Source organism: Sphingobium sp. V4, assembly GCF_029590555.1.
Classification (GTDB): domain Bacteria; phylum Pseudomonadota; class Alphaproteobacteria; order Sphingomonadales; family Sphingomonadaceae; genus Sphingobium.
Map to the genome: position 1 here is coordinate 1,206,643 of NZ_CP081002.1, position 25,493 is coordinate 1,232,135.

General features: G+C 63.7%; 23 protein-coding genes. 12 read left to right on the forward strand and 11 right to left on the reverse strand.

Features of this window, described 5'->3' with window-relative positions:
- Window positions 1-180 precede the first annotated feature (180 nt).
- The gene (locus tag K3M67_RS21280) at window positions 181-1,299 is read left to right on the forward strand and encodes an IS110 family RNA-guided transposase (protein WP_043979582.1); all 1,119 of its coding nucleotides are present in this window, start codon (window positions 181-183) and stop codon (window positions 1,297-1,299) included.
- A 924-nt stretch (window positions 1,300-2,223) separates the two neighbouring features.
- Here K3M67_RS21280 and K3M67_RS21285 read toward each other — a convergent pair.
- A complete protein-coding gene (locus K3M67_RS21285; RefSeq protein ID WP_285833357.1) occupies window positions 2,224-3,423 on the reverse strand; it encodes an IS256 family transposase in 1,200 nt (399 codons plus the stop codon).
- A 152-nt stretch (window positions 3,424-3,575) separates the two neighbouring features.
- On the opposite strand from K3M67_RS21285, the gene ltrA reads away from it, so the two are divergent.
- The 3 genes from ltrA (at window position 3,576) to istB (ending at window position 7,327) form a co-directional block, all read left to right on the forward strand.
- Complete coding sequence (gene ltrA, locus K3M67_RS21290) at window positions 3,576-4,838, forward strand: group II intron reverse transcriptase/maturase (RefSeq protein WP_285833358.1); 1,263 nt, start codon at window positions 3,576-3,578, stop codon at window positions 4,836-4,838.
- A 144-nt stretch (window positions 4,839-4,982) separates the two neighbouring features.
- Entirely contained in the window at window positions 4,983-6,485 is a 1,503-nt protein-coding gene (gene istA, locus K3M67_RS21295) for an IS21 family transposase (RefSeq protein ID WP_502958892.1), read from the forward strand.
- Window positions 6,482-7,327 (forward strand): IS21-like element helper ATPase IstB, encoded by an 846-nt coding sequence (gene istB, locus K3M67_RS21300; protein ID WP_285832536.1) that lies wholly within the window; start codon window positions 6,482-6,484, stop codon window positions 7,325-7,327. Before istA ends, istB begins: the two co-directional genes overlap by 4 nt.
- A 316-nt stretch (window positions 7,328-7,643) precedes the next feature.
- Here the strand turns inward: istB and K3M67_RS21305 are convergent, their stop codons facing one another.
- On the reverse strand, window positions 7,644-8,549 hold the full coding sequence (locus K3M67_RS21305; protein WP_285833762.1) for a LysR family transcriptional regulator: 906 nt from the start codon (window positions 8,547-8,549) through the stop codon (window positions 7,644-7,646).
- Window positions 8,550-8,664: 115 nt separating this feature from the next.
- On the opposite strand from K3M67_RS21305, the gene K3M67_RS21310 reads away from it, so the two are divergent.
- Window positions 8,665-9,417, forward strand: a complete 753-nt coding sequence (locus K3M67_RS21310; protein WP_285833359.1) for an SDR family NAD(P)-dependent oxidoreductase — start codon at window positions 8,665-8,667, stop codon at window positions 9,415-9,417.
- A 204-nt stretch (window positions 9,418-9,621) separates the two neighbouring features.
- Here K3M67_RS21310 and K3M67_RS21315 read toward each other — a convergent pair whose 3' ends face one another.
- Window positions 9,622-11,928, reverse strand: coding sequence for a TonB-dependent siderophore receptor (locus K3M67_RS21315; protein WP_285833360.1), 2,307 nt, complete (start codon window positions 11,926-11,928; stop codon window positions 9,622-9,624).
- A gap of 148 nt (window positions 11,929-12,076) precedes the next feature.
- On the opposite strand from K3M67_RS21315, the gene K3M67_RS21320 reads away from it, so the two are divergent.
- Entirely contained in the window at window positions 12,077-12,331 is a 255-nt protein-coding gene (locus K3M67_RS21320) for a hypothetical protein (protein WP_285833361.1), read from the forward strand.
- Between the two features lie 495 nt (window positions 12,332-12,826).
- On the opposite strand, the gene K3M67_RS21325 is transcribed toward K3M67_RS21320, so the two are convergent.
- The 6 genes from K3M67_RS21325 to K3M67_RS21350 form a co-directional block, all read right to left on the reverse strand.
- Window positions 12,827-14,674: a HAMP domain-containing methyl-accepting chemotaxis protein gene (locus K3M67_RS21325; RefSeq protein WP_285833362.1), complete on the reverse strand. Its 1,848-nt coding sequence runs from the start codon at window positions 14,672-14,674 to the stop codon at window positions 12,827-12,829.
- A 180-nt stretch (window positions 14,675-14,854) separates the two neighbouring features.
- The gene (locus K3M67_RS21330; protein ID WP_066861149.1) at window positions 14,855-15,694 is read right to left on the reverse strand and encodes a flagellin; all 840 of its coding nucleotides are present in this window, start codon (window positions 15,692-15,694) and stop codon (window positions 14,855-14,857) included.
- A 241-nt stretch (window positions 15,695-15,935) separates the two neighbouring features.
- On the reverse strand, window positions 15,936-16,694 hold the full coding sequence (gene flgH / locus K3M67_RS21335; protein ID WP_285833363.1) for a flagellar basal body L-ring protein FlgH: 759 nt from the start codon (window positions 16,692-16,694) through the stop codon (window positions 15,936-15,938).
- A 14-nt stretch (window positions 16,695-16,708) separates the two neighbouring features.
- Window positions 16,709-17,140 carry a flagellar basal body P-ring formation chaperone FlgA gene (gene flgA, locus K3M67_RS21340; RefSeq protein WP_285833364.1) on the reverse strand — a complete coding sequence of 144 codons (432 nt, stop codon included), beginning with the start codon at window positions 17,138-17,140 and terminating at the stop codon, window positions 16,709-16,711.
- Window positions 17,140-17,925, reverse strand: coding sequence for a flagellar basal-body rod protein FlgG (flgG, locus tag K3M67_RS21345; RefSeq protein WP_066861158.1), 786 nt, complete (start codon window positions 17,923-17,925; stop codon window positions 17,140-17,142). Before flgG ends, flgA begins: the two co-directional genes overlap by 1 nt.
- A gap of 36 nt (window positions 17,926-17,961) precedes the next feature.
- Window positions 17,962-18,705 carry a flagellar hook-basal body protein gene (locus K3M67_RS21350; protein WP_285833365.1) on the reverse strand — a complete coding sequence of 248 codons (744 nt, stop codon included), beginning with the start codon at window positions 18,703-18,705 and terminating at the stop codon, window positions 17,962-17,964.
- A gap of 145 nt (window positions 18,706-18,850) precedes the next feature.
- On the opposite strand from K3M67_RS21350, the gene K3M67_RS21355 reads away from it, so the two are divergent.
- From K3M67_RS21355 to K3M67_RS21370, 4 genes are read left to right on the forward strand one after another with little or no spacing between them, the layout of a single operon-like run.
- Window positions 18,851-19,354, forward strand: a complete 504-nt coding sequence (locus K3M67_RS21355) for a flagellar basal body-associated FliL family protein (RefSeq protein WP_066861301.1) — start codon at window positions 18,851-18,853, stop codon at window positions 19,352-19,354.
- The gene (gene fliM, locus K3M67_RS21360) at window positions 19,351-20,370 is read left to right on the forward strand and encodes a flagellar motor switch protein FliM (protein ID WP_285833366.1); all 1,020 of its coding nucleotides are present in this window, start codon (window positions 19,351-19,353) and stop codon (window positions 20,368-20,370) included. The genes K3M67_RS21355 and fliM overlap by 4 nt, the downstream gene beginning before the upstream one ends.
- Window positions 20,367-20,834 carry a hypothetical protein gene (locus tag K3M67_RS21365; protein ID WP_285833367.1) on the forward strand — a complete coding sequence of 156 codons (468 nt, stop codon included), beginning with the start codon at window positions 20,367-20,369 and terminating at the stop codon, window positions 20,832-20,834. The genes fliM and K3M67_RS21365 overlap by 4 nt, the downstream gene beginning before the upstream one ends.
- Window positions 20,831-21,451: a MotE family protein gene (locus K3M67_RS21370; protein WP_232313811.1), complete on the forward strand. Its 621-nt coding sequence runs from the start codon at window positions 20,831-20,833 to the stop codon at window positions 21,449-21,451. Before K3M67_RS21365 ends, K3M67_RS21370 begins: the two co-directional genes overlap by 4 nt.
- A 62-nt stretch (window positions 21,452-21,513) precedes the next feature.
- Here the strand turns inward: K3M67_RS21370 and K3M67_RS21375 are convergent, their stop codons facing one another.
- Window positions 21,514-21,924 (reverse strand): hypothetical protein, encoded by a 411-nt coding sequence (locus K3M67_RS21375; RefSeq protein ID WP_285833368.1) that lies wholly within the window; start codon window positions 21,922-21,924, stop codon window positions 21,514-21,516.
- A 105-nt stretch (window positions 21,925-22,029) separates the two neighbouring features.
- Between K3M67_RS21375 and K3M67_RS21380 the strand changes: the two genes are divergently transcribed.
- Both K3M67_RS21380 and K3M67_RS21385 read left to right on the forward strand, forming a co-directional pair.
- The gene (locus tag K3M67_RS21380; RefSeq protein WP_066861172.1) at window positions 22,030-22,278 is read left to right on the forward strand and encodes a hypothetical protein; all 249 of its coding nucleotides are present in this window, start codon (window positions 22,030-22,032) and stop codon (window positions 22,276-22,278) included.
- Window positions 22,275-24,023, forward strand: a complete 1,749-nt coding sequence (locus tag K3M67_RS21385) for a hypothetical protein (RefSeq protein WP_285833369.1) — start codon at window positions 22,275-22,277, stop codon at window positions 24,021-24,023. The genes K3M67_RS21380 and K3M67_RS21385 overlap by 4 nt, the downstream gene beginning before the upstream one ends.
- Window positions 24,024-24,641: 618 nt before the next feature.
- Here the strand turns inward: K3M67_RS21385 and K3M67_RS21390 are convergent.
- Window positions 24,642-25,304, reverse strand: coding sequence for a putative 2OG-Fe(II) oxygenase (locus K3M67_RS21390; RefSeq protein WP_066861178.1), 663 nt, complete (start codon window positions 25,302-25,304; stop codon window positions 24,642-24,644).
- Window positions 25,305-25,493: the final 189 nt, after the last annotated feature.

Consider the following 25,493-nt stretch of genomic DNA (forward strand, 5'->3'; position numbering starts at 1 on the left):
TGTTCTTGGGCGGAGGAAAATGATGGCCGAACGACCGCAAAGGGTGTGCGCCGTGCAAAGGCGGCACTTTCTAGGCCGTATGTTCGTGCGGCGAAGTTGGCCCGCCCTCGGAGTAAGCAGGAAACGGGGGTTACGCCGGACGGACCGGCGCCTATCCCCAAGCTTAAGCGAGGGCGAACCATGGACGAGTATAGCGAACTTTTCATCGGACTCGATACATCGAAAGCGAAGATCTCGGTTGCAGTCGCGGAAAAGGAACGGAACGGCGAAGTCCGCTTTTTCGGCGACATCTCCGCCGAGCCGACGTCGGTCGCATCGATGGTGGGCAAGTTGGCGAAGCGTGGGGCGAAGCTTCACTTCTGCTATGAGGCTGGCCCGACGGGGTACGATCTGTATCGCCAGATCATCGCGCTGGGGCATGAGTGCCAGGTCGTGGCGCCCTCTCTAATTCCCAAACGCCCCGGTGATCGGGTGAAGACCAATAGGCGCGATGCCGTCAGCCTGGCACGGCTTCATCGCGCCGGCGAGTTGACTGCCGTCTGGGTTCCGGACGAAGCACATGAGGCTGTACGCGACCTTGTCCGCGCTCGTGAGTGCGCCCATGACGCGCTGAAGAAGGCTCGCCAGCAGTTGCAGTCCTTCCTCTTGCGCCATGGCCGGATTTTCCCGGGACGCACATCGTGGACACGGGCGCATTTTCGTTGGCTGGCAGCGCAGAGCTTCACCCATCCCGCCCATCACATCGTGCTCGTCGAATATATCCAGGCTATCGAGGATGCGGGTGTCCGAGAAGATAGGCTGACCAAGCAGGTCGCTGAGATAGCCGCGTCCTGGTCCATGGCACCTGTGGTTGAAGCCTACCAGGCGATGCGCGGTATCGCGTTCATCAACGCCGTCACCTTTGTCGTGGAAATCGGCGATATACGACGCTTCGAAACAGCGCCGCAGTTGATGGCGTATCTCGGGCTTGTACCATCCGAGAGTTCAACGGGCGAGCGGGTGAAGCGCGGGGGCATCACCAAGGCCGGCAACAAGCGGGCTCGCCGCGTGCTGATCGAAGGCGCATGGACCTACCGCTTTCCCGCCCGGGTGAGCCAGACGATCCAGGCACGGTTGGAAGGGCTACCACGCTCCGTTCGCGAGATCGCATGGAAAGGGCAAATCAGGCTCTGCGCACGTTATCGAAAGCTGATCCAGGCCGGGAAGCTTAAGACCGTCGCGGTCACAGCAATCGCGCGGGAGATGGCCGCCTTCCTCTGGGCAATCGGGCAAGAGGTGGCTCCCACCGCTGAGGCATGAAGGCTCATCATCGGTAAACGGTCACGAGAAAGGAGCAAGAACCAGCGTCATCATCTGCTTGATGTGCAAAGTTGGGAGCAGGGCCCCGGTGGGGAATCCTCGTACCCACTATGTGGCGGACTAAAAGTCTATGCCCGATTCTAGACAGAGGCAGCCCCAGACGAACATACGGATATGCGGTAGCCAACCCGCGCATAAGAGTATGCCAACCGTCGTCGAAAGCCCTGCTCCCTACTCTGCACATGAGCTTCACAAATTGGATTTCGTCATCTCGGGCGGAAAGGACATCATCATGCCGAAGGCTCTTGAAAACGAACATAAGAGTGGGTGAAAGGCCCACCCGGCGACGCTCCAGCCGGAAGCAACCGGGGCAGGCATGGAGGTGACGATATGTCTGAAGCCCCCGGATGACGGTCACGTAGGTGACCGTGCGAGCGTACAGGCCGTAACGTGAGTGAACGCTGAGCAATCCTCGAAAAGGACGATGTGCAGGCCGACCCGTTAACCCTTACGGGGAAGGTTGATATGGACGGGCGAGTTTGAGCGACGTTTGAGCCCGTCTGCTGCACCGGGGTAGTGGCGACAGCATGTACGCAAGGAAAGTGCACGCAACACGGGAAGCCCCATGGCGTGCCGAGGGATCGGCAACCGGACGCCCGCGAGGGATGGGACGGGCGCGATGGGGTGGCGGAGAGGCCCGTAGTACCGAGGAAGTCGGGTAATGCCGGTGGAGGGAAGGAGCCTCAGTTCAAGATGAACGCAACAAGTGGTGAGGGGCAGGAGATTGGGAAACCTATCAACTCGGCAAAAGCGTCCAGAAACTGCAGAAGGCGTTGCACGCGAAAGCGAAGGCAGAAGCTGGCTATGATCGTGCCCCGCGGGATGGTGTAACAGCGCGGATCCTTGGTAGAGGATCGGACTGGATCAGGCCGCCACGCCGGGCAGCTTGATGAGAGGATTGTCGCTGACTGGGGCGAGACTTTCAAGGCTCATGTATCGGCGTGATACGGCCCACTCGTCCTGCTGTTCGAGCATCAGGGCGCCGACGAGGCGGATCACGGCCGCATGATTGGGAAAGATGCCGACGACATCGGACCGTCTTTTGATCTCGCCGTTGAGGCGCTCGAGAGGATTCGTGCTGGAGATCTGGGGCCAATGGTCCTTCGGGAAGGCAGTATAGGCGAGGACATCTTCTCGTGCGGCGTCCATCATTTCGGCGAGTTTGGGAGCGCGGTCGCGTAAGGCGTCGGCAATTGTCTGCCACTGCTTATGGGCCTCCTGAGAGGTCTCCTGGGCAAAGATCGTCTTGATCATCGCTGTGACCGCAGGCCGCTGCTTGGTCGACACATGCGCGAGGGCATTGCGCATCCAGTGGATTCGGCAGCGCTGCAGGGTAGCATGGAAGACCTTGCTGGCGGCGGCGCGCAGCCCTTTGTGATCATCGGCGATGACAAGTTTGACGCCCCGCAGCCCGCGATCGGCGAGAGACCGCAAGAAGCCCTTCCAGAAGGTCTCCGCCTCGGTGGGGCCAGTGGCGACGCCCAACACCTCACGCCGGCCATCGGTGCTCACCCCGACAGCGATTATTGTCGCCGTCGACAGGATCCTGCCCCCCTGGCGGGATTTTATGTAGGTGGCATCGAGCCAGACGTACGGAAATTCGCCTTCTATCGGCCTGTTCAGGAAGGCGTTGACCCGCTCGTCGATCTCCTCGACCAGCCTGCTGACGGAGCTCTTGGAGATGCCTGTGAGGCCCATGGCCTTCACCAGATTATCGACCGAGCGGGTCGAGATGCCTTGTACATAGGCCTCCTGAATGACCGCGGTCAGCGCCTTCTCAGCGGTACGGCGGGGTTCAAGGAAGGACGGGAAATAGGACCCCTTGCGAAGGCGGGGAATCTCCAGATCAATATGGCCGGCCCTGGTTTCCCAGGAGCGCTCACGATAGCCGTTGCGCTGAACCTCCCGCACTGCGGGGTCTCGAGCACCATGGGGAGCGCCGGTCAGCGCCTGCACCTCAGCTTCCATCATCCTTTCAGCAGCGAAGGCCAACATCTCGCGTACGAGATCTGCGTCTGCGCCCTTTTCAACCAGCTCGATAAGCGCCATTCTGTCCGTGGTCATCGTCGTCTCCGATAGGTTCATTGGTTTCGCAACCCGAACTCTACCGAAGATCGGCGATGGCCGCCAAGACAGGGGCCATGTCATTGCTGGGGCTTGAGGCTCCGGTCGCTACGCTCCCTGCACCTCAAGCCCCACAATGACGCTGTTACACCATGCGATGGGACGCGGCCGCTGGCTATCGTTTCTACGCGCTGTACGACAAGATCAGCCGCGATGACATTCTGGCCCATGCCTATGCCCAGTGTCGCTCCAACAAGGGCGCGCCGGGCGTGGATGGACAGGATTTTGCGGACATCGAGGAATATGGCGCCGAGCGGTGGCTGGCGGAACTGGCGCTTGCGCTCAGGGAGGAGACGTACCGGCCGGAACCGATCAGACGTGTCTACATACCAAAAGCCAACGGCAAACTCAGGCCGCTGGGCATTTCCACCGTGCGGGACCGGGTCTGCATGACAGCAGCGATGCTGGTGCTTGAGCCGATCTTTGAAGCCGACCTCCCACCGGAGATCTATGCCTATCGTGCTGGGCGCAACGCCCAGCAGGCCGTGGTTGAGGTGGAAGAGCAGCTGTTCCGTGGCCGACCGGATGTCGTGGACGCCGACCTTGCCGACTATTTCGGCAGCATCCCCCACCTTGAACTGATGAAATCAGTGTCGCGTCGGATCGTCGATCCGCGTGTGCTGCATCTAATCAAGTCCTGGCTGGAATGCGCTGTCGAGGAAACGGACGACAAGGGCCGGAAGAAGCGAACGACGCAGGTGCGGGACCGGCGGCGCGGCATTCCGCAAGGTTCACCCATCTCACCGCTGCTGGCGAATATCTACATGCGCCGGTTCGTGCTGGGATGGCGGAAGCTTGGCCTTGGGAAACGCCTCGGCTCGCGGCTCATCACCTATGCTGACGACCTCGTGATCCTGTGTGAGAAGGGCAAGGCGGAAGCCGCGCTCGATCATATGCGGCAACTCATGGAGAAGCTGAAGCTGACGGTGAATGAGGACAAGACGCGCATTTGCAAGGTGCCGGAAGAGACGTTCGACTTTCTGGGATACACGTTCGGTCGGATGTACTCCGCGAAAACCGGCAAAGCCTACATGGGCTACCGGCCATCAAAGAAAAGCATACAGCGCGTGGTCGCAACGATCCACGAGCTTACGGACCGAGCGCGTACATGGCAGGATACCACATATCTGGTGGCCAAGATGAACCGGGTGCTGCGCGGATGGGCCAACTACTTCTCGGTTGGCACTACGAGCAGAGCATATCGGGCCGTCGACAGCTACGCAGTGGTGCGGTTGCGTCGGTGGCTGCGCGCCAAATACAAGACCAGACGACGGCGAGAGGGAGCCTATCACGACCCTGAGCTATACGAGTGCCGCGCGACAATCAGGATGAGAGAGCAGCGTCAATCAAGATGAGAATCGCCACCTGCTGATCCGGCGTAGGGCGTAGCCCGGAGCCGGATCAGCAGGTGGCGATGGCGCCCTTTTTCGGGGGCGTTTCTGATGGTTGCGGCCGGTCAGGTACTTTGAGGCATAACTTCGCGAGAGGGGATGCCGCGGATGCCGGGCCGCCACGTCAACGATCATCAGATGAGGCTCTACATGAAGCTCCGACATACCCATGCCGTTCCGGTGGCTGCGGCCAAGGCCGGTATCAGCACGGCGACAGCATATCGCATCGAGGGAGACCCTCGGCTTCCATCGCAGAGGCAGGCGCAGCGAGAGCGGCGGCGACCAGACCCATTAGCCGGGATATTCGAGGAAGAGGTCGTGCCCTTGCTCCAGGCGGCGCCTGGTATCCGGGTGGTTGCCATTTTCGAAGAGATGCTGCGCCGACATCCCGATCTCGATGCGGGCATCCGGCGAACATTGGAACGACGTATCCGGGCGTGGCGAGCGATCCACGGCCCCGAACAGGAGGTAATCTTCCGACAGACGCATGAGCCAGGGCGGCTCGGCCTGTCGGACTTCACCGAGATGAAGGATGAGGAGGTGACGGTCGCTGGTGTGCCGCTCCATCACCGCCTCTACCATTTCCGACTGTTGTGGTCGGGCTTCGAACACGCCCATGTGATCCTGGGCGGCGAGAGCTATGTTGCCCTTGCCGAGGGGCTGCAAAATGCGCTGTGGGCGGTCGGTGGCGCCCCGACCGAGCATCGCAGCGACAGCCTGTCGGCCGCGTTCCGTAACCTGGACGCCGATGCCCGGCAGGATCTGACTTTGCGCTATGACGCCCTGTGTGAACATTATGGCATGACGCCGACGCGCAATAACCGCGGCGTTGCCCATGAGAATGGGGGGATCGAAAGTCCGCACGGGCATCTGAAGGCGGCGATAAAGGACGCGCTGCTGATGCGCGGATCGCGGGACTTCGATGATCTGGCGAGCTACCGGCACTTCATTGACGAGATCGTCAGCCGCAAGAACCGTCGCAACGGCCCGCGCATCGACGCCGAGCGCGCGGCACTGCAGCCGTTGCCTGACGCCCGCACCAGCGATTATGTGGAGAAAGTCGTCACGATCACCTCGTCCAGCAGCTTCACCCTTCGCAAGGTGTTCTACACCGTACCCTCACGGCTGATCGGGCACCGGATACGGGTTCGGCTTTACGACGATCGGCTCGACCTCTTCGTCGGCGGCACGCACCTGATGACGCTGCAGCGGGGACGATCCCTCAACAACGGCGCGCACGGCCATGTGGCCGATTATCGTCACGTCATCCATAGCCTGCGGCGCAAACCCATGGCGCTTCTCAAGCTGGTCTATCGTGACCAGTTGTTCCCACGAGAGGCCTATCGACAGACCTTCGATCGGCTCATCACCGCGTTGCCCGATCGGGTCGCTTGCCGGCAAATGGTCGAACTGCTGGCCATGGCGCATGAGCGGGCCTGCGAAGCCGAACTCGCAGAACTGCTGGCCGCCGACATAGCCGCCGACCGCCTGCCTGATATGGATGCCTTGCGGAAACGCTTTGCACCCGATCCAGCAGCGCTTCCCGATGTCGTTGTGGAACTGGTCCCCCTTGCCATCTACGATGATCTTCTGACGGGAGAAGCCGCATGAGCCGGAGTGCACCCGCTATCGACGCCCAGCGGCTCAGCCTTATCCTCAACGATCTGCGCCTGCCGGCGATTAAACTGATCTGGTCCGACTTCACCACGCGGGCCGACAAGGAAGGCTGGCCCGGCGCCCGGCTGCTTGCGGCGCTTGCCGAGCATGAGATCGCCGAACGGGATCGCCGCCGCGTCGAAAGGCATCTGGGCGAAGCCCGCCTGCCACCGGGCAAGACCCTCGACAGCTTCGCCTTCGATGCGGTGCCGATGATCTCGCGCGCGCAGGTCACGGCGCTGTGTTCGGGCGATGGCTGGCTGGAAAAAGGCGCTAATCTCATTCTCTTCGGTCCGCCGGGTGGCGGCAAAACTCATCTGGCGGCCGCAATCGGCCTGGCGTTGATCGAAAATGGCTGGCGCGTCCTGTTCGCCCGCACCTCCGATCTGGTCCAGAAACTCCAGGTCGCGCGCCGCGAACTCGCGTTGGAGGCCGCGATCGCCAAGCTCGACAAATATCATCTGCTGGTGCTCGATGATCTCGCATATGTGACCAAGGATCAGGCCGAAACATCCGTCCTGTTCGAGCTGATCAGCGCCCGGTACGAGCGCCGTTCCACGCTCATCACCGCCAACCAGCCTTTTGGCGAATGGAACCGGGTCTTCCCGGATCCCGCCATGACGCTCGCCGCTGTGGACCGCCTTGTTCACCATGCGACGATCTTCGAGATGAATGTCGAAAGCTATCGCCGCCGTTCCGCGATCCAGCGTCAATCACGCGCTGGCCGGCCACCGACCTTTGCGACAATCAAGTCGACCGAGGAAATGTCGCGCGCCGACAATCAGACCTCCGAGTAGCGCTTGCCAGCGTCAATCAAAGCAGGCACCACATGAACACCGCGACGATCAGTTCTCATCCTGATTGACGCAAGCTTCTCACCCAGATCGTCGCGCTATAATACGAGCGCTTCGGCCTCGTGCGTCTGGCTAACGTGGCCGCGGCCCGCCGTGGGTGAAGGCGTGATGTCTTGTCCGAGAGCCGGATGCGGGAGATCTGCACGTCCGGTTCGATGAGCAGGGAGTGGAAACGGACCGTCTGGCAAGCCCCACAGGCGCGCCGCACGACACCGCGCCACTTCCTGACTCTACCGGAATTGCTGGCCGGCGGCCATCGTCAAAGTCCTTGCGCTCCCATATCGCGCGGAAAAACCGCTGCCAGATGATCGATCAGCGCGCGGACGGCTGGCGGCAGGCCCCTGCGTGTTGTGAAGACCAGATGCACGATCCCTTGCAGGCTGCGCCAGTCGGGCAGGATATGGACGAGCCTGCCGGCAAGTAGGGCCTCGCGACAGACGTGATCGGGCAGGATCGCAATTCCCAGACCGTCGATGGCGGCGTTGCGCACTGCGGCCATGTCCGTGCAGCCCATGCGGGGTTCGATCCGGACGACATGCTTGCGTCCGTCCTGAGCCTCCAGATGCCATTCGAGATCGTCCGCCGCGTCATGAGTCGCCAGCGCTGGGAGGAAGGCCAATTGCTCGATGCTGCTCACCTGGTTTGCCATGCCAGGGCTGGCGACGAGGATGCGGGTCGATGTCCCCAGCGATCGCATCGTCAGCGCGGCGTCGCTGGTGAGGCTTGCGCGCACGCGCAGGGCGAGGTCGATCCGTTCCTCGATCAGGTCGATGGCGCGATCCGTCGCGACAAGTTGGAGCCTCACCTTGGGATAAAGGGCAAGGAAGGAAGAGATCAGGCCGGATATGGCCTCGATCATGCCCGTCGGGCAGCTGAAGCGGATGCGGCCATGCGGTTCGGCCCGCGCCTGCATGACCAGCGCCTCCGCCTGCTCCGCCTCGACCAGCATGGCGCGGCATCGCTCGTAAAAGGCCTGACCGGTGTCGGTCACGCGAAAGCGCCGGCTGGATCGCTCGATCAGCCGCAAGCCAAGGCGCTCCTCCAGTCCCGCGATGCGCCGACTGAGTTTCGACTTGGGTTCGCGCAGGGCGCGGCCCGCCGCAGCAAAACCGCCATGCGCTACCACCTCCGCAAAATAGGCATAGTCGTTGAGATCGGTTCGCATCATCGTTCCTCCAGTGGAACGCTAAGTGCCATAATTGGCGTCTACACGCACCATCGTTCTCGCCGCATTTACGAAGGGCACCGGTGCTTCGCCGGAACTTCAAAGGAGACAGACGATGACGAACAAGTTCGACAACAAGGTGGTGGTAGTGACCGGCGGCACCAGCGGCATCGGCCTCGCTACCGCAAGGGCCTTCGCGGCAGAAGGCGCTTCGGTGTTCATCACCGGCCGCCGCCAGGACGCCCTGGATGCGGCGGTCAAGCAGATTGGCGGCCGGGTGACGGGCGTGCGCGGCGACATGGCGCAACTGGCCGACATCGACCGGCTCTACGATGCCGTCCAGCAGCAGCACAGCCAGATCGACGTGGTCTTCGCCAATGCGGGCGGCGGCGAGATGGCGCCCCTCGGTTCGATCACCGAGGAGCATTATCAGGCCACCTTCGACACCAATGTGAAGGGCGTCCTCTTCACGGTACAGAAGGCGCTGCCGCTCCTGAAGGACGGCGCCTCGGTAATCCTGACGAGTTCAACCACCAGTGTTTCGGGTACGCCGGCCTTCAGCGTCTACTCGGCGACCAAAGCGGCGGTCCGCAACTTCGCGCGCAATTGGATCCTCGACCTCAAGGACCGGCATATTCGAGTGAATGCGATTAGTCCCGGCGTGACGGATACTGCAGGCCTCGACCATCTGTTCGGCGGCGGCGATCAGGCCGAGGGCACGAAGGATTATCTGGCCAGCCTGATCCCCGCCGGCCGCATCGGCCAGCCAGAGGAAATTGCGAAAGCGGTGCTGTTCCTCGCCTCGGATGATGCCAGCTTCGTCAACGGCGTTGAACTGTTCGTCGATGGCGGGCAGGTCCAGATCTGAGGTTGGTACCTCGAGAGCCGGATGGTATGACTGTGCAGCAGACTATCCGGCTCTCGATCAACGCAGTGGAAGACGGAAAACCGGACTGACCGCACTTGGGAACAATACATGGGCTGCTGGACGGCTGCGATGGGGCGTTGGCCATCGGACTTGCGTCACAAGCGATTAAGGCAGGGCGGCGCTGTGTAGCCGCGCGGCGCATTACTACCAGTCGAAGCGGAGCGATCCGACCACCGTCCGGGGGCCGCCGTAATAGCAGCTGTTAAGGAAGGGGCAGGCGCTGATATAGGTCTTGTCGAACAGATTGGCGGCGTTGATCGACGCGCTCCAGCCCTTGAGGCCCAGCTTCGACAGGTCATAGCCCAGCATCGCATCGACCAGCGCGAAGCTTTCGGTATGGAAGCGCTGGAAGGTCGTCACGCCGCTGATGACCGCATAGTTGGTGGTGCCGTCCGATCCGCTGACATAGCGCACGCCCGCTCCGAAGCTGAGGCCGGACAGGGCGCCTGCGGCGTTATTCGCCTTACCGAAATCATAGGAGAGGAAGGTCGATGCGTTCCATTTCGGCGTGCCCAGTTGACGCGTGCCGGTAGTCGTCGGCGTGCCGCTGTTTGTCGCGGTCGCGGCGATTGCCGGGGTTCCTTCGGTTATGACCGCGTCGGTATAGCTAGCGGTCGCGACGATGTCGAAACCGGGGATCACTTCGCCGCGCCCTTCGAACTCGCCGCCGCGCACCCGCGTCTCCCCGATCTGGACTGTGGCGTTGGCAGGGATGCCGCCGGTTCCCGCGCGTGGATCAGAAACGGGATTGCCCTGCCGTTTGAGCTGATAGATCGACGCGGTGAACATCGCATTGATCCCCTTGGGCTGATATTTCAGACCCGCCTCATATTGATGGCCGGTGATCGGCACGAAGGGCGCAGTTTCGGTCGCCGTTACATAGCTGGTGCCCGCCTGCGGTTCGAAGGATTCCGAATAGCTGACATAGGGAGACAGGCCGAATTCGAACTCGTACAGCGCCCCCAGACGCATGGTGAAGGCGCTCTGCACCAGCTTCGTCACCGGCGCGGCGCGGGCGGCGGCGGTTGTCGGGTTGAGGTTGAGCGAGGTCTGCTCATACCAGTCCTGACGGCCGCTGGCGATCAACTGCAACCGGCCGATCGCCATCTGATCCTGGAAATAGACGCCCAGCTGATCGCGCTTGCCATAGGTGTTGGTGTAGCTGGCGGACAGAATTTTCAGGTCGAAGCTCGGCAACGTACCGCCATAGACCGGCGCGAACAGGCTGAGATTGGGTATGCTGGTTAGCGGATTGCTGGTCACGCCGCTGTTGAATTGCTGCACATTCTCGCCGGTGATGCGCTGATAGTCGACGCCGACCAGCAAGCTATGCTGGATGAAGCCGGTCGCGAACTTCGCGTTCAGATGATTGTCCATCGTCAGCGTATTGAAATCTTCATCCGCGCCGCCGCCGCCGCGCACGATGGTCGAATAGTCGCTGTTGCGGTTGGTGCCGGTGCCGGTCGTGGCGAAGCCCGAAGTATAAATCTGGCGGTAGGACAGCTTGTTGCTCTGGTAGCGGAAATTCGATGCGAAGCTCAGATGCTCGTCGAAATCGTGGCGGAAAAAGGCCGCGATCGACTTCGCCTTATGGTCGTAGCGCTCATAGCCCGGATCGCCGGTATTCATGTTGCGCGGCAGCGTGCCAAAAGGGTTGGGCAGCACAGTGCCAGCAGCAGGCGTGCCCGAATAGCCGCCGCCATGGGGCGTATGTTGATAGGTGGCGACCAGGGTCAGGCTGGTCGCATCGTCCGGGGAGAAGGTCAGCATCGGGCTGACGTGCCAGCGCTCGCTGAAAGTGCCCTGCGCCAGATTGTCCCCCTTCTGCCAGCCTGCGACCAGACGGGCCCTCAGTCGTCCTTCGGCATCGAGCAGCTGATTGACGTCTCCCGCGAAGCGGAACGTGTCATAATTGCCGATCTGCCCTTCGAACCGGCCGAAAGTGGTCGCTTCGGGCATCTTGCTGGTCAAATTGACCAGGCCGCCGGGTGTGGAATTGCCATAGAGAACGGAGGCGGGGCCCTTCACCACGTCGATATGGTCGATGCGGTTGAAATCGATCTGCGGCGTGGAATAGGGGCCTGCGATCAGGCGCATGCCGTCCAGAAAGACGCCGGGGGAAAAACCGCGCAGCACCAACTGGTCGTAACGGGTCGCCAGTGCGCCGCGCTGGTTGGTCGATACGCCCGCGACATAGCCCAGCGCCTCGTTGATCGACAGCGCGTTGCGGCGGGTCAGTTCTTCCCGGTCGATGATGGTGATGCTCTGCGGGGTGGCGATCAGCGGCGTATCCGTCTTGGTTCCGGTGCTCGCCTTGCTGTCGTTGATGCCGGTGACGATGATGGTGTCGGCATTAGCTTCGGCGGACTCCTCCGCATTGGCGAGGCCGGACGCCAGCAACTGAGCCACGGCCGTCGCTGCCAGCAACGCGGCCCGCTGATGATATCGCATGTATCCCCCTCTTGATTGCGAATGATAATGATTCGCGATTGCCTCTAGAGTCATGTCTCGCCATGCGCAAGCGCACAAGTCACAGGGGACCGGCGTGAACAGCCAAAGCCTATTACCGTCTTTTCTGTCGTCGCGTTGCGCCTGGCGCATGACGGCCCGCTGCGTCACGGCGCTGGTTGGGGGCTATGCGGCGGCGGCAGGCCTTGCTTCGCTGGGCAGCCGCCTGCTGCCGATCGCACGGGTCGAAGCGACGCTCTGGGGTATGATCCTGTCTTTTCTGATCTTCGCTTCGCTGGGTCTGTGGACCTTTCATGAGCAGCGTCTGTGGAAGGTCGCGCGGGTCATCTGGGGCAGCGCGCTGCTGTCCGTCGGGATCGTCATGGCGATGGGGATACGGCCATGAGCAAAGCCGTTTTGGACGAAAAGGGTCTGCGCCAGTCGATGGCGTGGCGGCAATGCCGGGGTTCGGAACGAGGACGCAGGGTCCTCGCGAGCAAAGTCTTAACTTCACCCGGCCCGCCGATGATCTCTTCCTGCTTGTGTTTCTTCTTCGGTATTCAATGTCGTGCCCCTCAGCGGAGACAGAGATCGTGTCGCTAAGCCACAAGGCACTTGCGATTGTGCCGGATCGCCGCTGTTTCCTGGCGGAATGCTGCCCATTTAATATCGGCAAACAGGCGGGCGGATGAGTTGCCCGTCGGGAGGTCATGAAAAAGCCCCCAGCTGATGCTGGGGGCCAAGGTTCAGGGGTCAGCGGCATGGGGAGGGGGAGGAACCGCTGACCAGGACGGATTAACCCTCGCGTGCGTCCCGCGAATTTCAGAATATGTCCGAAGCCCTATTCTAGAAGGGACCTGGGGAAATCCTGGAGCCGTGGGATGCACCGATATCTCCTGGCTCAGAAATCCAGCCAGTCGTCTGCGGTGGCGCGCGCGCTCAGCGGCTTGGGCGCGCTGTTTGCGGCAGGCGCGAAGCTGACCGGGGCAGGGCGGTTGGCGGACGCGGCCGCGCGTCCCGGATTGTCGCCGATGCTGAACATGGAAGCGCGATCGGCCAGTGCGGTCACCTCGCTGCTCAGGTTGCGTGCGGCGGCCGATGTTTGCTCAACCATAGCGGCATTTTGCTGCGTGGCCTGATCCATCGTTCCAATGGCGGCGCTGATCTGAGTGATGGTCGAGGACTGAGCCTGGTTGTCGGTAGCGATGTCGCTCAGCAGCGTATGGACCTCGGACACATCGGCAGAGATATTCTGCAGCGCGCCGTCGACCTTTTGGACTGCACCGACGGCGGTGCCGATGTCGGTCTGGGTTGCGGTCAGCTGCTCACGGGCACGCTTTGCTTCTTCCTCGGAGCGCATGGCAAGTGCGGACACGAGGTCAGCCACCACCGCGAAGCCACGACCCGCATCGCCGGCACGGCCCGCCTCGACGGCGGCGTTCATGGCCAGAACGCGCGTCTGGAAAGCGATCTTGTCCAGGCCCTCGATCACGCTGTCGATACCCTTGGCGCTTTCGCTGACCCGGCCCATGGCTTGCACTGCCTCGTCGGCGATGCTGCGGCCCGAATCGACCACCGCCATGGCGCCATCAGCGCGCTGTACGGTGCGGCTGGCAGCGGCTGCAGTGGCGCGCAACCGGCCGTCCATCTGCGTGATCGCCGCAGACGTTTCTTCCAAGCTCGCGGCATTGCTTTCGGTGCGACGCGCCAGATCCTCTGATGCCTGGGCGATTTCGCCCGATCCGGTGCGGATGGCGACAGCGCTTTCGGCGACGGCTCCGATCAGTTCGCGTAGCGAGCCGAGCGCGGCATTGAAATTGGTTTTGAGTTCGGCATAGGCTGGTGGGAAATCAGCGTTGATCGTGCGGCTCAGATCACCCTCGGTCATCGCCGAGAGGCTGTCGCGAAGGGCCGTGGTTACGATGCGCTGTTCGGCTGCAGCGCGCGAGTCGGCTTCCGCTCGGGCTTCGGCAGCCGCCCGGAAATGGTCGAGCGCACCGGCAATGTCGCCGATCTCGTCTTTGCGATCGCGATAGGGAATGTCGGCCTTGCCACCTTCGGCCAGGGTGGTTGTGACGGACGCGATGCGCGACATGGGCAGCGCGACAGAGCGGTTGATGACGAACCAGATTGCTGCGATGCCGGCCAGGCTCGCCAGTGCTAGCAGAACGGACAGCATGATAGCGGAGGCAGCGGTCGCCGACCCTGCTTCGGCCGCCTTGCTGGATCGTGCGCGCGACATGTCGATCAGCTTCTCGGTCTGGTCGATGACCGCGCGCGAGCGCGTCTTGCCCTCATCCTTTATGAGCGCCATGGCTCCGGCCAGATCCCCGTCGGTGCGCAGGGCGAAGATATCCTCGTTGGTCTGGTTCAGGTCGGCGACCTTCTGACGCAGCGAGTCGACTTCCGCCTTGAAATCGTCGCCCGCAACCTGTGCGTAGGCTTCGATGGACTTGGCGAGCTTGTCAGCGCCCTTGTCGAGCCGTTCGCGCAGGTTGGCTTCTTCCTTCCCGTCCACCGCGTTGTAGTAGCTATAGACGACGATCCGCTGTTCCTTGACATTGCCCATGATGTCGGTGAGGCCGGACATGCCGGCCAGACCGCGGCTGAGATGCCGCTGCGCGACTGCGTCGAGTTCCTTGGTCGAATAATAGCCGTTGAAGCCGACCACGCAGAGGAGGAGGCCGAGAAGTGAGAAGGCGGCGAGCAGCTTTTTGGGCAGCCGCCAATTATCGAGAATTGCAATCATATCCATTCCATTTCCAGATGGTTGATCAGTCGTGCGCAGCCGGGATCCGATCAGCGGCGCGAGGCGGAAGAGAGGCTGCCCAAGGGGGGCGTGGCGCGAAAAAGGCCGGGATGGCGAACCATCCCGGCCTCCCGGACGATCGGCCCTTCTGTCTTGGGGGGCGGAAGGGCCGGCTGGACCTTAACGGAACAGCGACAGGATCGTCTGCGGCGCCTGGTTGGCGATCGACAGGGCCTGGACGCCCAGCTGCTGCTGGACCTGCAGGGCCTGAAGGTTCGCCGATTCCTTCGCCAGGTCGGCGTCGACGAGATTGCCGATACCGGCGGTCACCACATCGGACAGCTTGCTGGTGAAGCTCTGCTGACCTTCGATCTTGCGCGAAGCCGCGCCGAGATCGCTCAGGCTGGTGTTGACGGTCGAGATCACGGTATCGATCGTTGCGACCATCGCTTCGGCGTTGGCCTGGCTGCTGACGTCCGACGCGTCGATGACGTCATAGACAGCCGTGTCGAACGACTGGTTGGCGACGTCCAGCGTGTCGGTACCGGTCGCGACCTTCAGCGACTGGAGGGCGGCGACCGAGGTCGTGCCCGTGAAGGCGGAGTCGAGCAGGTTGGTGTTGTTGAATTCCGACGATTCGATGATCGTGCTGATCTGTTCCTTCAGCGCGGTGAAGTCCTTGTCGATAGCGGTGCGGCTATCGGCGTCGAGGCCGGCGTCCGCCGCCTCATAGGCCTTCGACTTCATCTGGTTCAGAAGATCGGAAATCTGTTCGGCACCAGCGATCGCGGTGTCGGTCACGCTCTTCGCATTGTTGAGCGAGGAGGTCACCGCGCTCAGGCCGCCCAGGTCGCCCCGGAGAGTCTGTGCGATCGTGTATTTCGCCGAGTCATCCTTGGTCGAGCTGACAGCCAGACCGGTGTTGATACGGCTTTGCGTGACATCCATCTTGTTGTTGGTCGCGTTCAGGCTCTGAAGAGCCGCCATTGCACCAGCATTGGTGTTAACCGAAAACGCCATTTCTTCATTCCTTCTAGAATAAAAAGGCCGACTTCTGCGGCCTGTGGCAGGAGAGCGCTGCCACCCGCATGACCCAATTTCTGCGGGTCATGCTTCATTCTAGGAAGGGATTTGGTTCGGCCGTTCCCCGCAGCGATTTTTATTTCTCGCAGTCCTGCGCGGGAACGAAAAGGCCCGCATCCACTGGATGCGGGCCCAGGCAAGGTTTCCCGCGCTGGCACGCGGGAAGGTGGGGCGAGGCTCAGAAGGGAAAAAGCGCGTCGTAGATCTGCTGGCCCCAGCGCGCCTGCTGGGCATCGGTCAACTGGCCGCGACCGCCATAGCTGATCCGCGCCTCGGCGATCTGGCTGTGACGGATGCTGTTGTCGCGGGCGATGTCCTCGGGCCGGATGGTTCCGGTGACGATCAACTCGCGCAACTCATAATTGACGCGAACCTCCTGTCGCCCCCGGATCAGCAAATTGCCGTTGGGCAACACATCGACCACGGAGGCCGCCATGGTCATGTTGATCTGTTCGTTGCGCGACGTCCTGCCCGTACCGATCGCGCTAGAAGCGGAACTTGTATCCACCAGCTCGCCGGGATCGGGATTGCCGGGCAGGATCTTGCCGATCTGGCTCTCCAGCCCGAGTAGCCCGGCGATGCCGCCGGTTTCGCTGCCGGTGCGGGTCCGTGTCGTGCTGTTGTCCACGCTCGCGCTGTCGGCGATATTGATCCGGATGGTGACGATGTCGCCGACGCGAGATGCACGCTGGTCGCGGAAAAAGGCCCCCGCGCCGGTGCGGAAGAGCGATGCGCCCGTCGGGGCAGTCTCGGCCGGGGAGCTGGCCCCGGCGCGGCCCGCCGCCGCCTGGTTGCCGATAGAAGGGATGATATGCGGTGCGACCGGCGTCTCCGCTTCACTCATGCGCGGCGGTTTCCCGACATTGTTGAGTCGGCCGACTGCGCCGCAGCCCGATAACATCGACGCGGCAAGGATGGTGGGCAGGAGATATTTCATCGGAACTGGCTCCCTCATGGCAGGATGACGCGCACCTGACCGGGCCGGTCGGCCACTGCATCAAGCGTCCGGTTGGTGCTGAGGTTGACAACGCGCACGGCCTCGCCTTGGGCGGCGTCGCCCAAGGCACGGCCGCCGGCGGTGATACGCAGCGCACCCGACGACAGCGCAATCGTCACGGCCTCGCCCCGTCGGACGATGCGTGGCGCGGCGATATCCTTGGCGCGCACCGGGCTGCCGGCGGACAGGCGACGTGTTGCCTCCTGCCCGGCGGCTTCTTGGGACGGCGTGGCGCCGCGCGCCGCCGCGGGTGGCAGGGGGGCGCTAGTGAAGTCCGCTGCGCCCAGCCTTTCTCCCTTTTCGACCGTCCGGGCGAGGACGGGCGTATCGATCGTGGTTAAGGGCGCGAGTGCCGCTGTCGCGAGCAGGACGAGATGCGCGATCATCAGCGCAGCTGCGTCGAGGTGGCAAGCATTTCGTCGGCCGCTTTCACCACGCGGCTGTTCATCTCATAGGCGCGCTGTGCGGTAATGAGAGAAGTGATCTCCGACACCGGATTGACGTTGGAGGCTTCGACAAACCCCTGGGTCAGCGTGCCGAAGGACGGCTCGCCGGGCGTCGACACGGTGGGCTGTCCGGATGCGCCGGTTTCGAGGAACAGATTGGACCCGACCGCTTCCAGTCCCGCTTCATTGATGAAGGTCGCCAGTTCGAGCTGACCCACGGTCTGCAATTCGGTCTGCCCGGCGATCTTGACCTGCACCTCGCCGGTCTTGGACACGATTACGTCCAGCGCCCCTTGCGGGATGGTGATGTCGGGCTGCACGCGATAGCCCTCGCTCGTCACCAGTTCGCCCTGGTCGGACAGCTGGAATGAGCCGGCGCGGGTATAGGCCATGTCGCCGGACGGCATCATGATCTGGAAATAGCCCGGGCCGTCGATCGCCATGTCGTAGCGGTTGCCGGTGTTGGTCAGCGCGCCCTGTTCGGTGATGCGATAGACGCCGCCGGTGCGCACGCCCGCGCCGATCTGGATGCCGGAAGGCACCTTGGTCCCGTCCGCGCTGGTCGCCGCTCCTGGGCGCGCCACCTGCTGGTAGAGAAGATCCTGGAACTCGGCCCGCTGTCGTTTGAAGGCCGTGGTGTTCATATTGGCGATATTGTTGGAAATGACGTCGACATTGGTCTGTTGGGCCAACATGCCGGTGGATGCGATGGAAAGCGAACGCATGAAAACTCCTTTACGGAAAATGGTAGGGGGTTAGGGTCAGTTAATCCGGCCGAGGCGGTTTATGGCCTGCTGGCGCATGTCGGCCATGTCCTCGCTCATGCGCTGGCTGGTCTGGTAGGCGCGCAGGATGTCGACCATGTTCGTCGTCTCGACGATGGGCTCGACATTGGAGGCTTCGACACCACCGCTGCGCAGCTTCGTCTGGGCGGCGGTCATCAGTCGACCGCCGGTGCCGCTCAGCATCCCGTCGCCCCGCACATCGAGCATGTTCTCGTCGGCAAAGCTCGTGACGGCCAGGCGTCCGACCGGATTGTCGCCAGCCATCACCGACCCGTCCTGTGCGATGGTGACGTTACGCATCTGGTCCGGCGGCACGTTGATGGGACGGCCATTCTCGTCGAGCAGCCTTTGCCCGCCCGAAGTCGCCAGGTCGCCATTCTCCAGCATCTTGACGAAGCCGGCCCGCGTATAGGCGGTGGTGCCGTCGGCGCTTTCGACGTTCAGATAGCCCGGCCCCTCGATCATCACGTCCAGCGGGTTGCCGGTCGCCTGGAAGCTGCCCTGCTTGGTGTCGTGGATGGCGCCGAAATCCAGCACGAAACTGGTTTTGCGGGCATCCTCGATAGGGGCCTGCTTCACCTCCTCCACATATTCGTGGAACAGCGCCTGTTCGCGCTTGAAGCCGACCGTATTGGCGTTGGCGATATTGTTCGCCGTAATGTCCATCTGCCGGCGCAGGGCTTGCTCATGGCTAAGCAGAACGAAGGAGGAAACGTCCATTCCGGGCACCTTGTTCAAAAAGATGACGATAATTGCCGCTAGGCAGAAATTGCCGTGCGTCCCTCCTATAATAGAGGCGTGAACGCCAAAGCGGACGCGGACAGCGATAATCGATGGTCCGGCCCGCGCTTCAAGGGGAATGAAAGTGGCGAGTGATGCGATCATTGACGTGACGCCGATAGAGGTGCGCAAGGAAGAGCCGAAAAACCGCAAGAAACTGCTTATCATCGGGGCGGGCGCGGCGTTGCTGCTGGCGCTGGCGGGCGGTGGCGCCTGGTGGATGCTGCGCGACCAGGATGGCGAGCGGGCAGTTGAGGCGCCCGCTGCATCGGCGGAAGCCGATGGCGCATCCTATATAGAAGTGCAGCCGATCATCGTGAATCTCCGCAGCGGCGATGGGCAGGCGCGCTTCCTGAAGCTGCGTTTCATCCTGGTCGCTGCCGATGCGGGTAAGGTGGAGAGCATCAAGGAGCGTCTGCCCGTGGTGCTGGATGCGCTGCAACCCTTTTTGCGGGAGCTGCGCCCGGACGATCTGGCCGGCTCCGCGGCGGTGTTCCGCATCAAGGAAGAGATGATGGCCCGCGCGACCCAAGCGCTGGGCGCGGGTACCGTGCGCGACGTCCTGATCCAGGATCTGGTGCAGCAATGAGCGACGATTTCGACGATTTCGTCCTTCCCGACCCACCCAAGATGGTGCCGGGCGAAGGCGACACATTCGACCAGGCGGGCATCGACGCGCTGTTCGGCTTCTGCGACGCCGTGCCGCAACAGCCCAAGAGCGGTCTGAAAGCCGTCATCGAGTCTAATGTCATCAGCTATGAACGGCTGCCGATGCTGGAGGTCGTGTGCGAACGCATGGTCCGCACCTTTGCCACCTCGATGCGCAACCTCACCTCCGACGCGATCGACGTCAGCTTGGAAGAGATCACCTCGACGCGGTTCGGCGAGTTCATGAACCACGTCGCCCTGCCCGCCATGTTCGGCGTGTTCAAGGTGCGAGAGTGGGAGAATTTCGGTGTCGTAACGGTCGACAGCGGCCTGATCTACGCGGTGGTGGATGCCTTGCTCGGCGGCCGTCGCGGCAACGCGCCGATGCGGGTCGAAGGGCGCGCCTTCACCACCATCGAAACCCAACTGGTCTGGAAGATGGTCGAACTGGCGCTGGAGGAGCTGTCCTCCTCCTTCGAGGCCGTCGAGCCGGTGACGATGGCGCTGGAGCGGATCGAGGCCAGCCCACGCTTCGCCGCCATCGCCGGCCCCAGCAACATCACTGCGGTCGCGACCTTCCGCGTCGATATGGAGGGACGCGGCGGCAAGTTCAGCATCCTCCTGCCCTATGCCACGCTGGAGCCGGTGCGCGCCAAGCTGCTGCAACGTTTCATGGGCGAAAAGCTCGGCCGCGACCGCATGTGGGAGGCGCATATGGCAAGCGAACTCACCAGCACCGCCGTGACCGTCGACGTGGTGCTGGGCGAAAAGCAGATGCCGCTGCGCGAAGTGACGGGCCTCAAGGTCGGGCAGACCATCGCCCTTAACCGCAGCCCGGACGATGCGCTTCAGGTCCAGTGCGGCGGCGTGCCGCTCGGCCAGGCGCATATCGGCCAGCGTTCCCAAAATATCGCCATCCGCATGGCAACCGACATCTCGAAAGGATTTCCCAGATGAGCCTCGCGACTTTCAGCAATGCGATCCTGATGCTGCTGTGCATGGCCGTGATCGTACAGACTTTGCGCCTGAGCAGGAGCGTGCGCGAACTGCGTTCCTCCGCGCTTCATGACAGCGTGGCGCAGCTTGAGCGAGCGACCGGGCAGGCCAGGGCGGTGCTGGGTGAACTGAAGATGATGCTCGCCACCGAGGTGGTGGCGCAGAGCCGCGCGGCTGCCAGCAGCGAAGCGTTGCGCGACGAATTGTCGGTGATGGTCGGGATCGGCAATGCCGTGGCCGAACGGATATTGGAGGCCGTAGCCGCGCAGAATGAAGCAAAGGCGGCTGAACCTGCCAAGCCGGCCCGGCGTCAGGGATCGCGCAAGGCGCGGTCGCGCACCGCGTCCGGCAAGGGGAAGCAGCCCACCAATCTCGTCCTCCTGCCATCGGTGACGGCGGATACGCGCGTTGCGGGGCACGCATGATGGCGATCCGGACGGTAGCGCCGCCCCAGGGGAATGGCCTGCTGCAATTTGCGCTCCGGCCGTCCACCTTGCTGCTCGGCGCGGCGGGGGTAGGGGTCATCGCCAACGCCCTGGCGCTCGCCGCGCCGCTGGGGGCGGATGGCGAGGTCGCGACGCGGCTCGGCGTATCGCTCCAGGACAGCATGACGCAACGCGATCGCGCGCTAGCGGCGGAAAAGCGCAAGCTGGACATGCGGGAGCAGGCGGCCAAGGCCGGCGAGGCGCGGCTGGCGGCGGAGATGCGGGCGCGGCAGGAGCAGGCCGACGCCGCGGGCGCGCAGGCGGGGGCGGCAACTCCGCCCAGCCAGCCCTATGACGATCTGGCCCGCATCTACCAGACGATGAAGCCCGCCCGCGCCGCGCCGATCTTCGAGAAGCTGGACCTGGAGGTGCAGACGCAGGTGGCCCGGCGGATGCGGGAACGATCGACCGCGCTGCTGATGGCGGCGATGAGTCCCAACGCGGCGGCGGAACTCACCATGTCTCTGGCGGGGCGCAAGGTGATCCAGCAGCGGCCCCCGCTGGCAGGGCGGGGGCCAGCGCCTTCGCGCCGCGCGCCGCCCGCCGCCGGGAAATAGACAAGGCAAAAGGCCGCTCTCGACAAGGAGAGCGGCCTTTTTTGTTTCTCAATATGAAGGCGTCAGGCCGCCAGCGCGGAGACCTTGACGATCAGCACCCTTGCGATCCCCGCATCCACGCCGATCAGCGCGGGCGTCAGCTGGGCGGAGAGCTTGCGGACGTCGACCGGGGTGAAGGGGGAGGCATGAAGCCGCGCGAATTCGATTGCCGCGCCCAGCCCGGCGGCGCGCAGTTCCGGCATCCGCCGTGCCAGGCCCGCCGCTCCCTCCGCGTGGCGCGCCTGCAGGATGATGGAGACGCGCAACACCCCCTCGACCCGGCTGGCGTCGATGATCGGGACGCTGATTTCTTCCATGGTGACGAAGGTGTCGGCCTGCGCCTCCTGCGCATGGCCGGGAGAGGCGCCCGCGACGAACGCGGCCATCAGCGCGCTGACGGTCAGGGCGCTGGGGCCCAGAACGGAACGGATCATCAATACCTCCGGTTCGGGCGCCGCGTCAGATTCTCTGCGGCCCTTCGACCGCTCCGGCGCCCCACTTCTTCTATAATAGAGGGAAATGTCTTGAGGCAGGTGCAGATGAGCAGCGATCAGCGGCCCGGCAAGGTTCGGGTCTTTTCTTCCGGCACGGCGACGCCGCAGCCGGCCCGGCGCCGCGGCGACCGCGTGGAGGCCGCGCCGGTGGCCGATCCGCCGCGCCTGCCCGCGCCCGCCGCGAAGCCGGGCGGCGGCCGGTTCCTGCTGCTGGCGGGCCTGTTCCTGCTGGGCTGCGCGGTCGGCGGCGCGCTCCTCGCCTGGTTCGGGCCGATGCCGGGAGCACTGTCGTGAAGCGCCTGCTGCTGCTCGGATCGACCGCCCTGCTCTTGGGCGCGGATCTGCCCCCGCCCGCCAGGCCGAGCCTGCCCGCCGCCCGCCTGCCCGGATTCGCCGCGCAACTCGCGCAGCAGCCCGCGATCACCGACGGCGCCGGCTGGCGCATCGTCCAGCAGGACGACGCCTGGCGCAGCCTCGCCACCGCGCGGGCTGCGGACCGGCAGCAGGTGCGCTGGGATTATGCGCGCAGCCTGATCGGGCAGGAGCGGGGGGCCGAGGCGCTGGGCGTGCTGGACGTGATGCGCCAGGATGACCCCGACCTGGCCATGGTCGATGCCTGGCGGCTGGCGCGCGGCGCGGCACTGATCCAGCTCGGCCGGTTCGAGGACGCGTCGACGATGTTGTCGGGCGCGACGCTGGCCGACAATGCCGAAGCCTGCCTTTGGCGGATGCGGGCGCTGGCGCTGGACGGCCTTGCCGAGCAGGCATTGGGGCAGATGCGCTGCGCGGCCCCGGCCCTTGCCGGTCCGCGGCGCAAGCTGTTCGCGCTGGCCGCGGCGCGCGCGGCGGTGGAGGCGGGCCGGCCCGCCGACGCGCTGCGCTGGCTGAAGGGCGTGCCGGACCGCGATCCGGCCGCCAATCTCTATCGCGGCCGGGCCGAGCTGGCGCTGGGCCGACCGGACCAGGCGCGGTTGCGCTTCGCCCGCGTCGAGCAGTCGGGCGGGATGGCGCTGCGCATGGACGCGCGCCTCAGCGAGATCGAGGCGGAGGTCGCGAACGGCGCGCTGGACCATACCGGCGCGCTCAAGCGGCTGGCGGCGCTGCGCTATGCCTGGCGCGGCGACGCGATCGAGGAACGCGCGCTGCGCCTGAGCTACCGGCTGAGCGCGGATCGCGGCGACCTGCGCGGCGCGCTGTCGGCGGGGGCGACGCTGTTCCGCTTCTTCGACGGTGCGAAACAGGGCGCGGATTTTCTGCCCGGCCTCCAGGCGAAGCTGGCCGATGCGCTCGACCCGGCGCGCAAATTGCCGCTGGAGCAGGCGGCGGGGCTGTATTGGGATTATCGCGACCTGTCCCCCAGCGGTGCGGAAGGCGACCTGCTGGTCAGCCGCCTGGCCGAACGCTTGCAGGCGGCGGGCATTTATGGCCGGGCGGCGGACCTGCTGGACTATCAGCTGTTCCACCGTGCTGGCGACCTGGCGCGCGGTCCCCTGTCGGCGCGGGTCGCCGGGCTGCATATCCTGGCCGGGCGGCCCGACCGGGCGCTCGACCTGCTCAAGCGGTCCGCTGATCCGAGCTTCCCCGATGCCATGGTCCATGCCCGCAAGCGGGTGGAGGCGGTGGCGCTGGCCCGGATCGGCCGCGTGCCCGAGGCACTGGCGGTGTTGCAGGATGTGCCCGGCGCATCGGCGCTGAGGGCCGAAATATTGTGGCAGCAGCGCGACTGGCGCGGGCTGGCGGACGAAACGGCGGACGCGCTGCCCGGCGCCGGATCGTTTGGCGATATCGACCAGACCCTGGTGCTGCGCCACGCCATCGCGCTTGCCATGCTGGGGCGGGAGGATGCGCTTACGACGCTGCGCAGCCGCTACCGTGCCAGCTTCGTCGGCTTGAGGACCGCAGCCGTATTCGATCTGCTGACCGGCGCGCCCGGATCGGCCGACGGCGACACGCTGGCCCGCGCCATGGCCGCCATGCCGGGCGCGAGCCCCGCCGGCGACATGGCCACGCTGCTCGACCACGCGCCGGGCAAGGGGTAAGCCGACCGGCGACGCGTCACCGCCGAAGTTCACACTGTCGTCGCGCATTTTTTGGCCGAAGCGGCCGTAAAGCGCTCGCGACGCGCCTGCCAGGCGCCCCCGACGCGTCAACAACGCACCTGTCGGGTCACGGCGGCGCGTCACCCACGCGCCCCCGACGCGCCGATCACGCGCCGGCGACGCACCTTGCAGGCGAGGGGGGTGGGCAGGGAGCGGCTGGTTCATCGAACAGGATAAACCAGAGAAAATCCTACATTGGAAGCGCGTTGACGATGATGTCGCCGCCGTCCGCGACGCGGGCACGGGCCTCGACAGCCGACAGATTGGTTGCCTCCTTGGCAATGGCGAGCGAGATCATCGTTGCGCCCTCATAGGAAATGCTCAGGCGGCGGCCAGGCGAGCTGGAGGAGGCGGGTAGGCAGTGCGTCGTTCTTGCGCCGCCCGCGGGCATATTGGCAACTGCCTACGATCTCGTCGTCGATGCGGGACGCCCTGATTTCTACTATCCGCGATTTCGCGGGGGTGGGGCGGGCATGGTCGCCACGGGTCGAATGCAGGAGTATGTCCGCGATCGTGCCGGGGGAGATGACTTGGCGGCGCTACAGCTATGCCATTCGCCTATTTCAAAGCCAGATTGATTGCGATCGAGCGTCGAATACCGGCGCTTTTGAATGGATAGACGCAATGCAGCATCCAGGATGGCCAGAGGTAGAAGTCACCAATTGCCGGTTTGATCGTGAACAGATTTTTCACGCCGACCGCACTGCGGCTGTCGATGAACTGGAGGCATCCCGCCGTATTTTGCCGCGCCTTCCCCAAGGCGAACTCTGCCTCAAAATCGGGTGGCAGAGCAAGAAAGCCGACGCTGCTGAAATGGCAGCCCTGGTGGAAATGGACCGGGTTGTAATCGCCGGCCAACATGTCATTGATCCACCCTTCCTTGATCTCGATGCGCAGCGTCGTGTCACGCAGTTCATCGGTCGAATCATAATCGGTGAAATGCAGCAACGCATTCTCGCAACGATAGGCGTAGACCCGGGCGATATCGAAAAGAAAGTCAGAAAAGGCTGGTGTCGCGCGTATCAGGTCCGTGACGTTGATTTCTTGGCTGACCACACCTGCAAGATGTCGCGACCAGTCCCGAGCCTCGACCTGCTCCCTTGAAGACGTGATCGCGTCGGCGTGCGTATTCAGGGCGGCGATGAGGTCGGGTGGTATTGTCGCTTTCATGAGGGTGGGGCTGAAGGGAGCGACGAGTTGCAGGTCATGGTCAGCGGACATAAAGCCTCAACACTAAATAGTTCCGGCCAAGCTGTAGCGATATCCAATCAGGCGAAATTGTTTCCTGCTACATGGATCGGGGCTAATGAAACTGAAAGCGGTGGAGGATGCAATCATATCCCAAACCGCTCAGGACAGAAAAGGGGAAGCGTCTGCCTCTTCCCCTTTTCCGTTTTTGTGTATCGATCC

Bases quoted from the DNA above. Each gene is read 5' to 3' on its own strand.
- K3M67_RS21350 (WP_285833365.1), bottom strand. From the start codon at position 18,705: ATGGACGTTTCCTCCTTCGTTCTGCTTAGCCATGAGCAAGCCCTGCGC.
- flgH (WP_285833363.1), bottom strand. From the start codon at position 16,694: ATGAAATATCTCCTGCCCACCATCCTTGCCGCGTCGATGTTATCGGGC.
- K3M67_RS21325 (WP_285833362.1), bottom strand. From the start codon at position 14,674: ATGATTGCAATTCTCGATAATTGGCGGCTGCCCAAAAAGCTGCTCGCC.
- K3M67_RS21310 (WP_285833359.1), top strand. From the start codon at position 8,665: ATGACGAACAAGTTCGACAACAAGGTGGTGGTAGTGACCGGCGGCACC.
- K3M67_RS21280 (WP_043979582.1), top strand. From the start codon at position 181: ATGGACGAGTATAGCGAACTTTTCATCGGACTCGATACATCGAAAGCG.
- K3M67_RS21365 (WP_285833367.1), top strand. From the start codon at position 20,367: ATGAGCCTCGCGACTTTCAGCAATGCGATCCTGATGCTGCTGTGCATG.
- istA (WP_502958892.1), top strand. From the start codon at position 4,983: ATGCCGGGCCGCCACGTCAACGATCATCAGATGAGGCTCTACATGAAG.
- K3M67_RS21285 (WP_285833357.1), bottom strand. From the start codon at position 3,423: ATGACCACGGACAGAATGGCGCTTATCGAGCTGGTTGAAAAGGGCGCA.
- K3M67_RS21370 (WP_232313811.1), top strand. From the start codon at position 20,831: ATGATGGCGATCCGGACGGTAGCGCCGCCCCAGGGGAATGGCCTGCTG.
- K3M67_RS21330 (WP_066861149.1), bottom strand. From the start codon at position 15,694: ATGGCGTTTTCGGTTAACACCAATGCTGGTGCAATGGCGGCTCTTCAG.
- K3M67_RS21390 (WP_066861178.1), bottom strand. From the start codon at position 25,304: ATGTCCGCTGACCATGACCTGCAACTCGTCGCTCCCTTCAGCCCCACC.
- flgG (WP_066861158.1), bottom strand. From the start codon at position 17,925: ATGCGTTCGCTTTCCATCGCATCCACCGGCATGTTGGCCCAACAGACC.
- K3M67_RS21315 (WP_285833360.1), bottom strand. From the start codon at position 11,928: ATGCGATATCATCAGCGGGCCGCGTTGCTGGCAGCGACGGCCGTGGCT.
- fliM (WP_285833366.1), top strand. From the start codon at position 19,351: ATGAGCGACGATTTCGACGATTTCGTCCTTCCCGACCCACCCAAGATG.
- ltrA (WP_285833358.1), top strand. From the start codon at position 3,576: ATGCGATGGGACGCGGCCGCTGGCTATCGTTTCTACGCGCTGTACGAC.
- K3M67_RS21320 (WP_285833361.1), top strand. From the start codon at position 12,077: ATGACGGCCCGCTGCGTCACGGCGCTGGTTGGGGGCTATGCGGCGGCG.
- flgA (WP_285833364.1), bottom strand. From the start codon at position 17,140: ATGATCGCGCATCTCGTCCTGCTCGCGACAGCGGCACTCGCGCCCTTA.
- K3M67_RS21380 (WP_066861172.1), top strand. From the start codon at position 22,030: ATGAGCAGCGATCAGCGGCCCGGCAAGGTTCGGGTCTTTTCTTCCGGC.
- K3M67_RS21305 (WP_285833762.1), bottom strand. From the start codon at position 8,549: ATGCGAACCGATCTCAACGACTATGCCTATTTTGCGGAGGTGGTAGCG.
- istB (WP_285832536.1), top strand. From the start codon at position 6,482: ATGAGCCGGAGTGCACCCGCTATCGACGCCCAGCGGCTCAGCCTTATC.
- K3M67_RS21375 (WP_285833368.1), bottom strand. From the start codon at position 21,924: ATGATCCGTTCCGTTCTGGGCCCCAGCGCCCTGACCGTCAGCGCGCTG.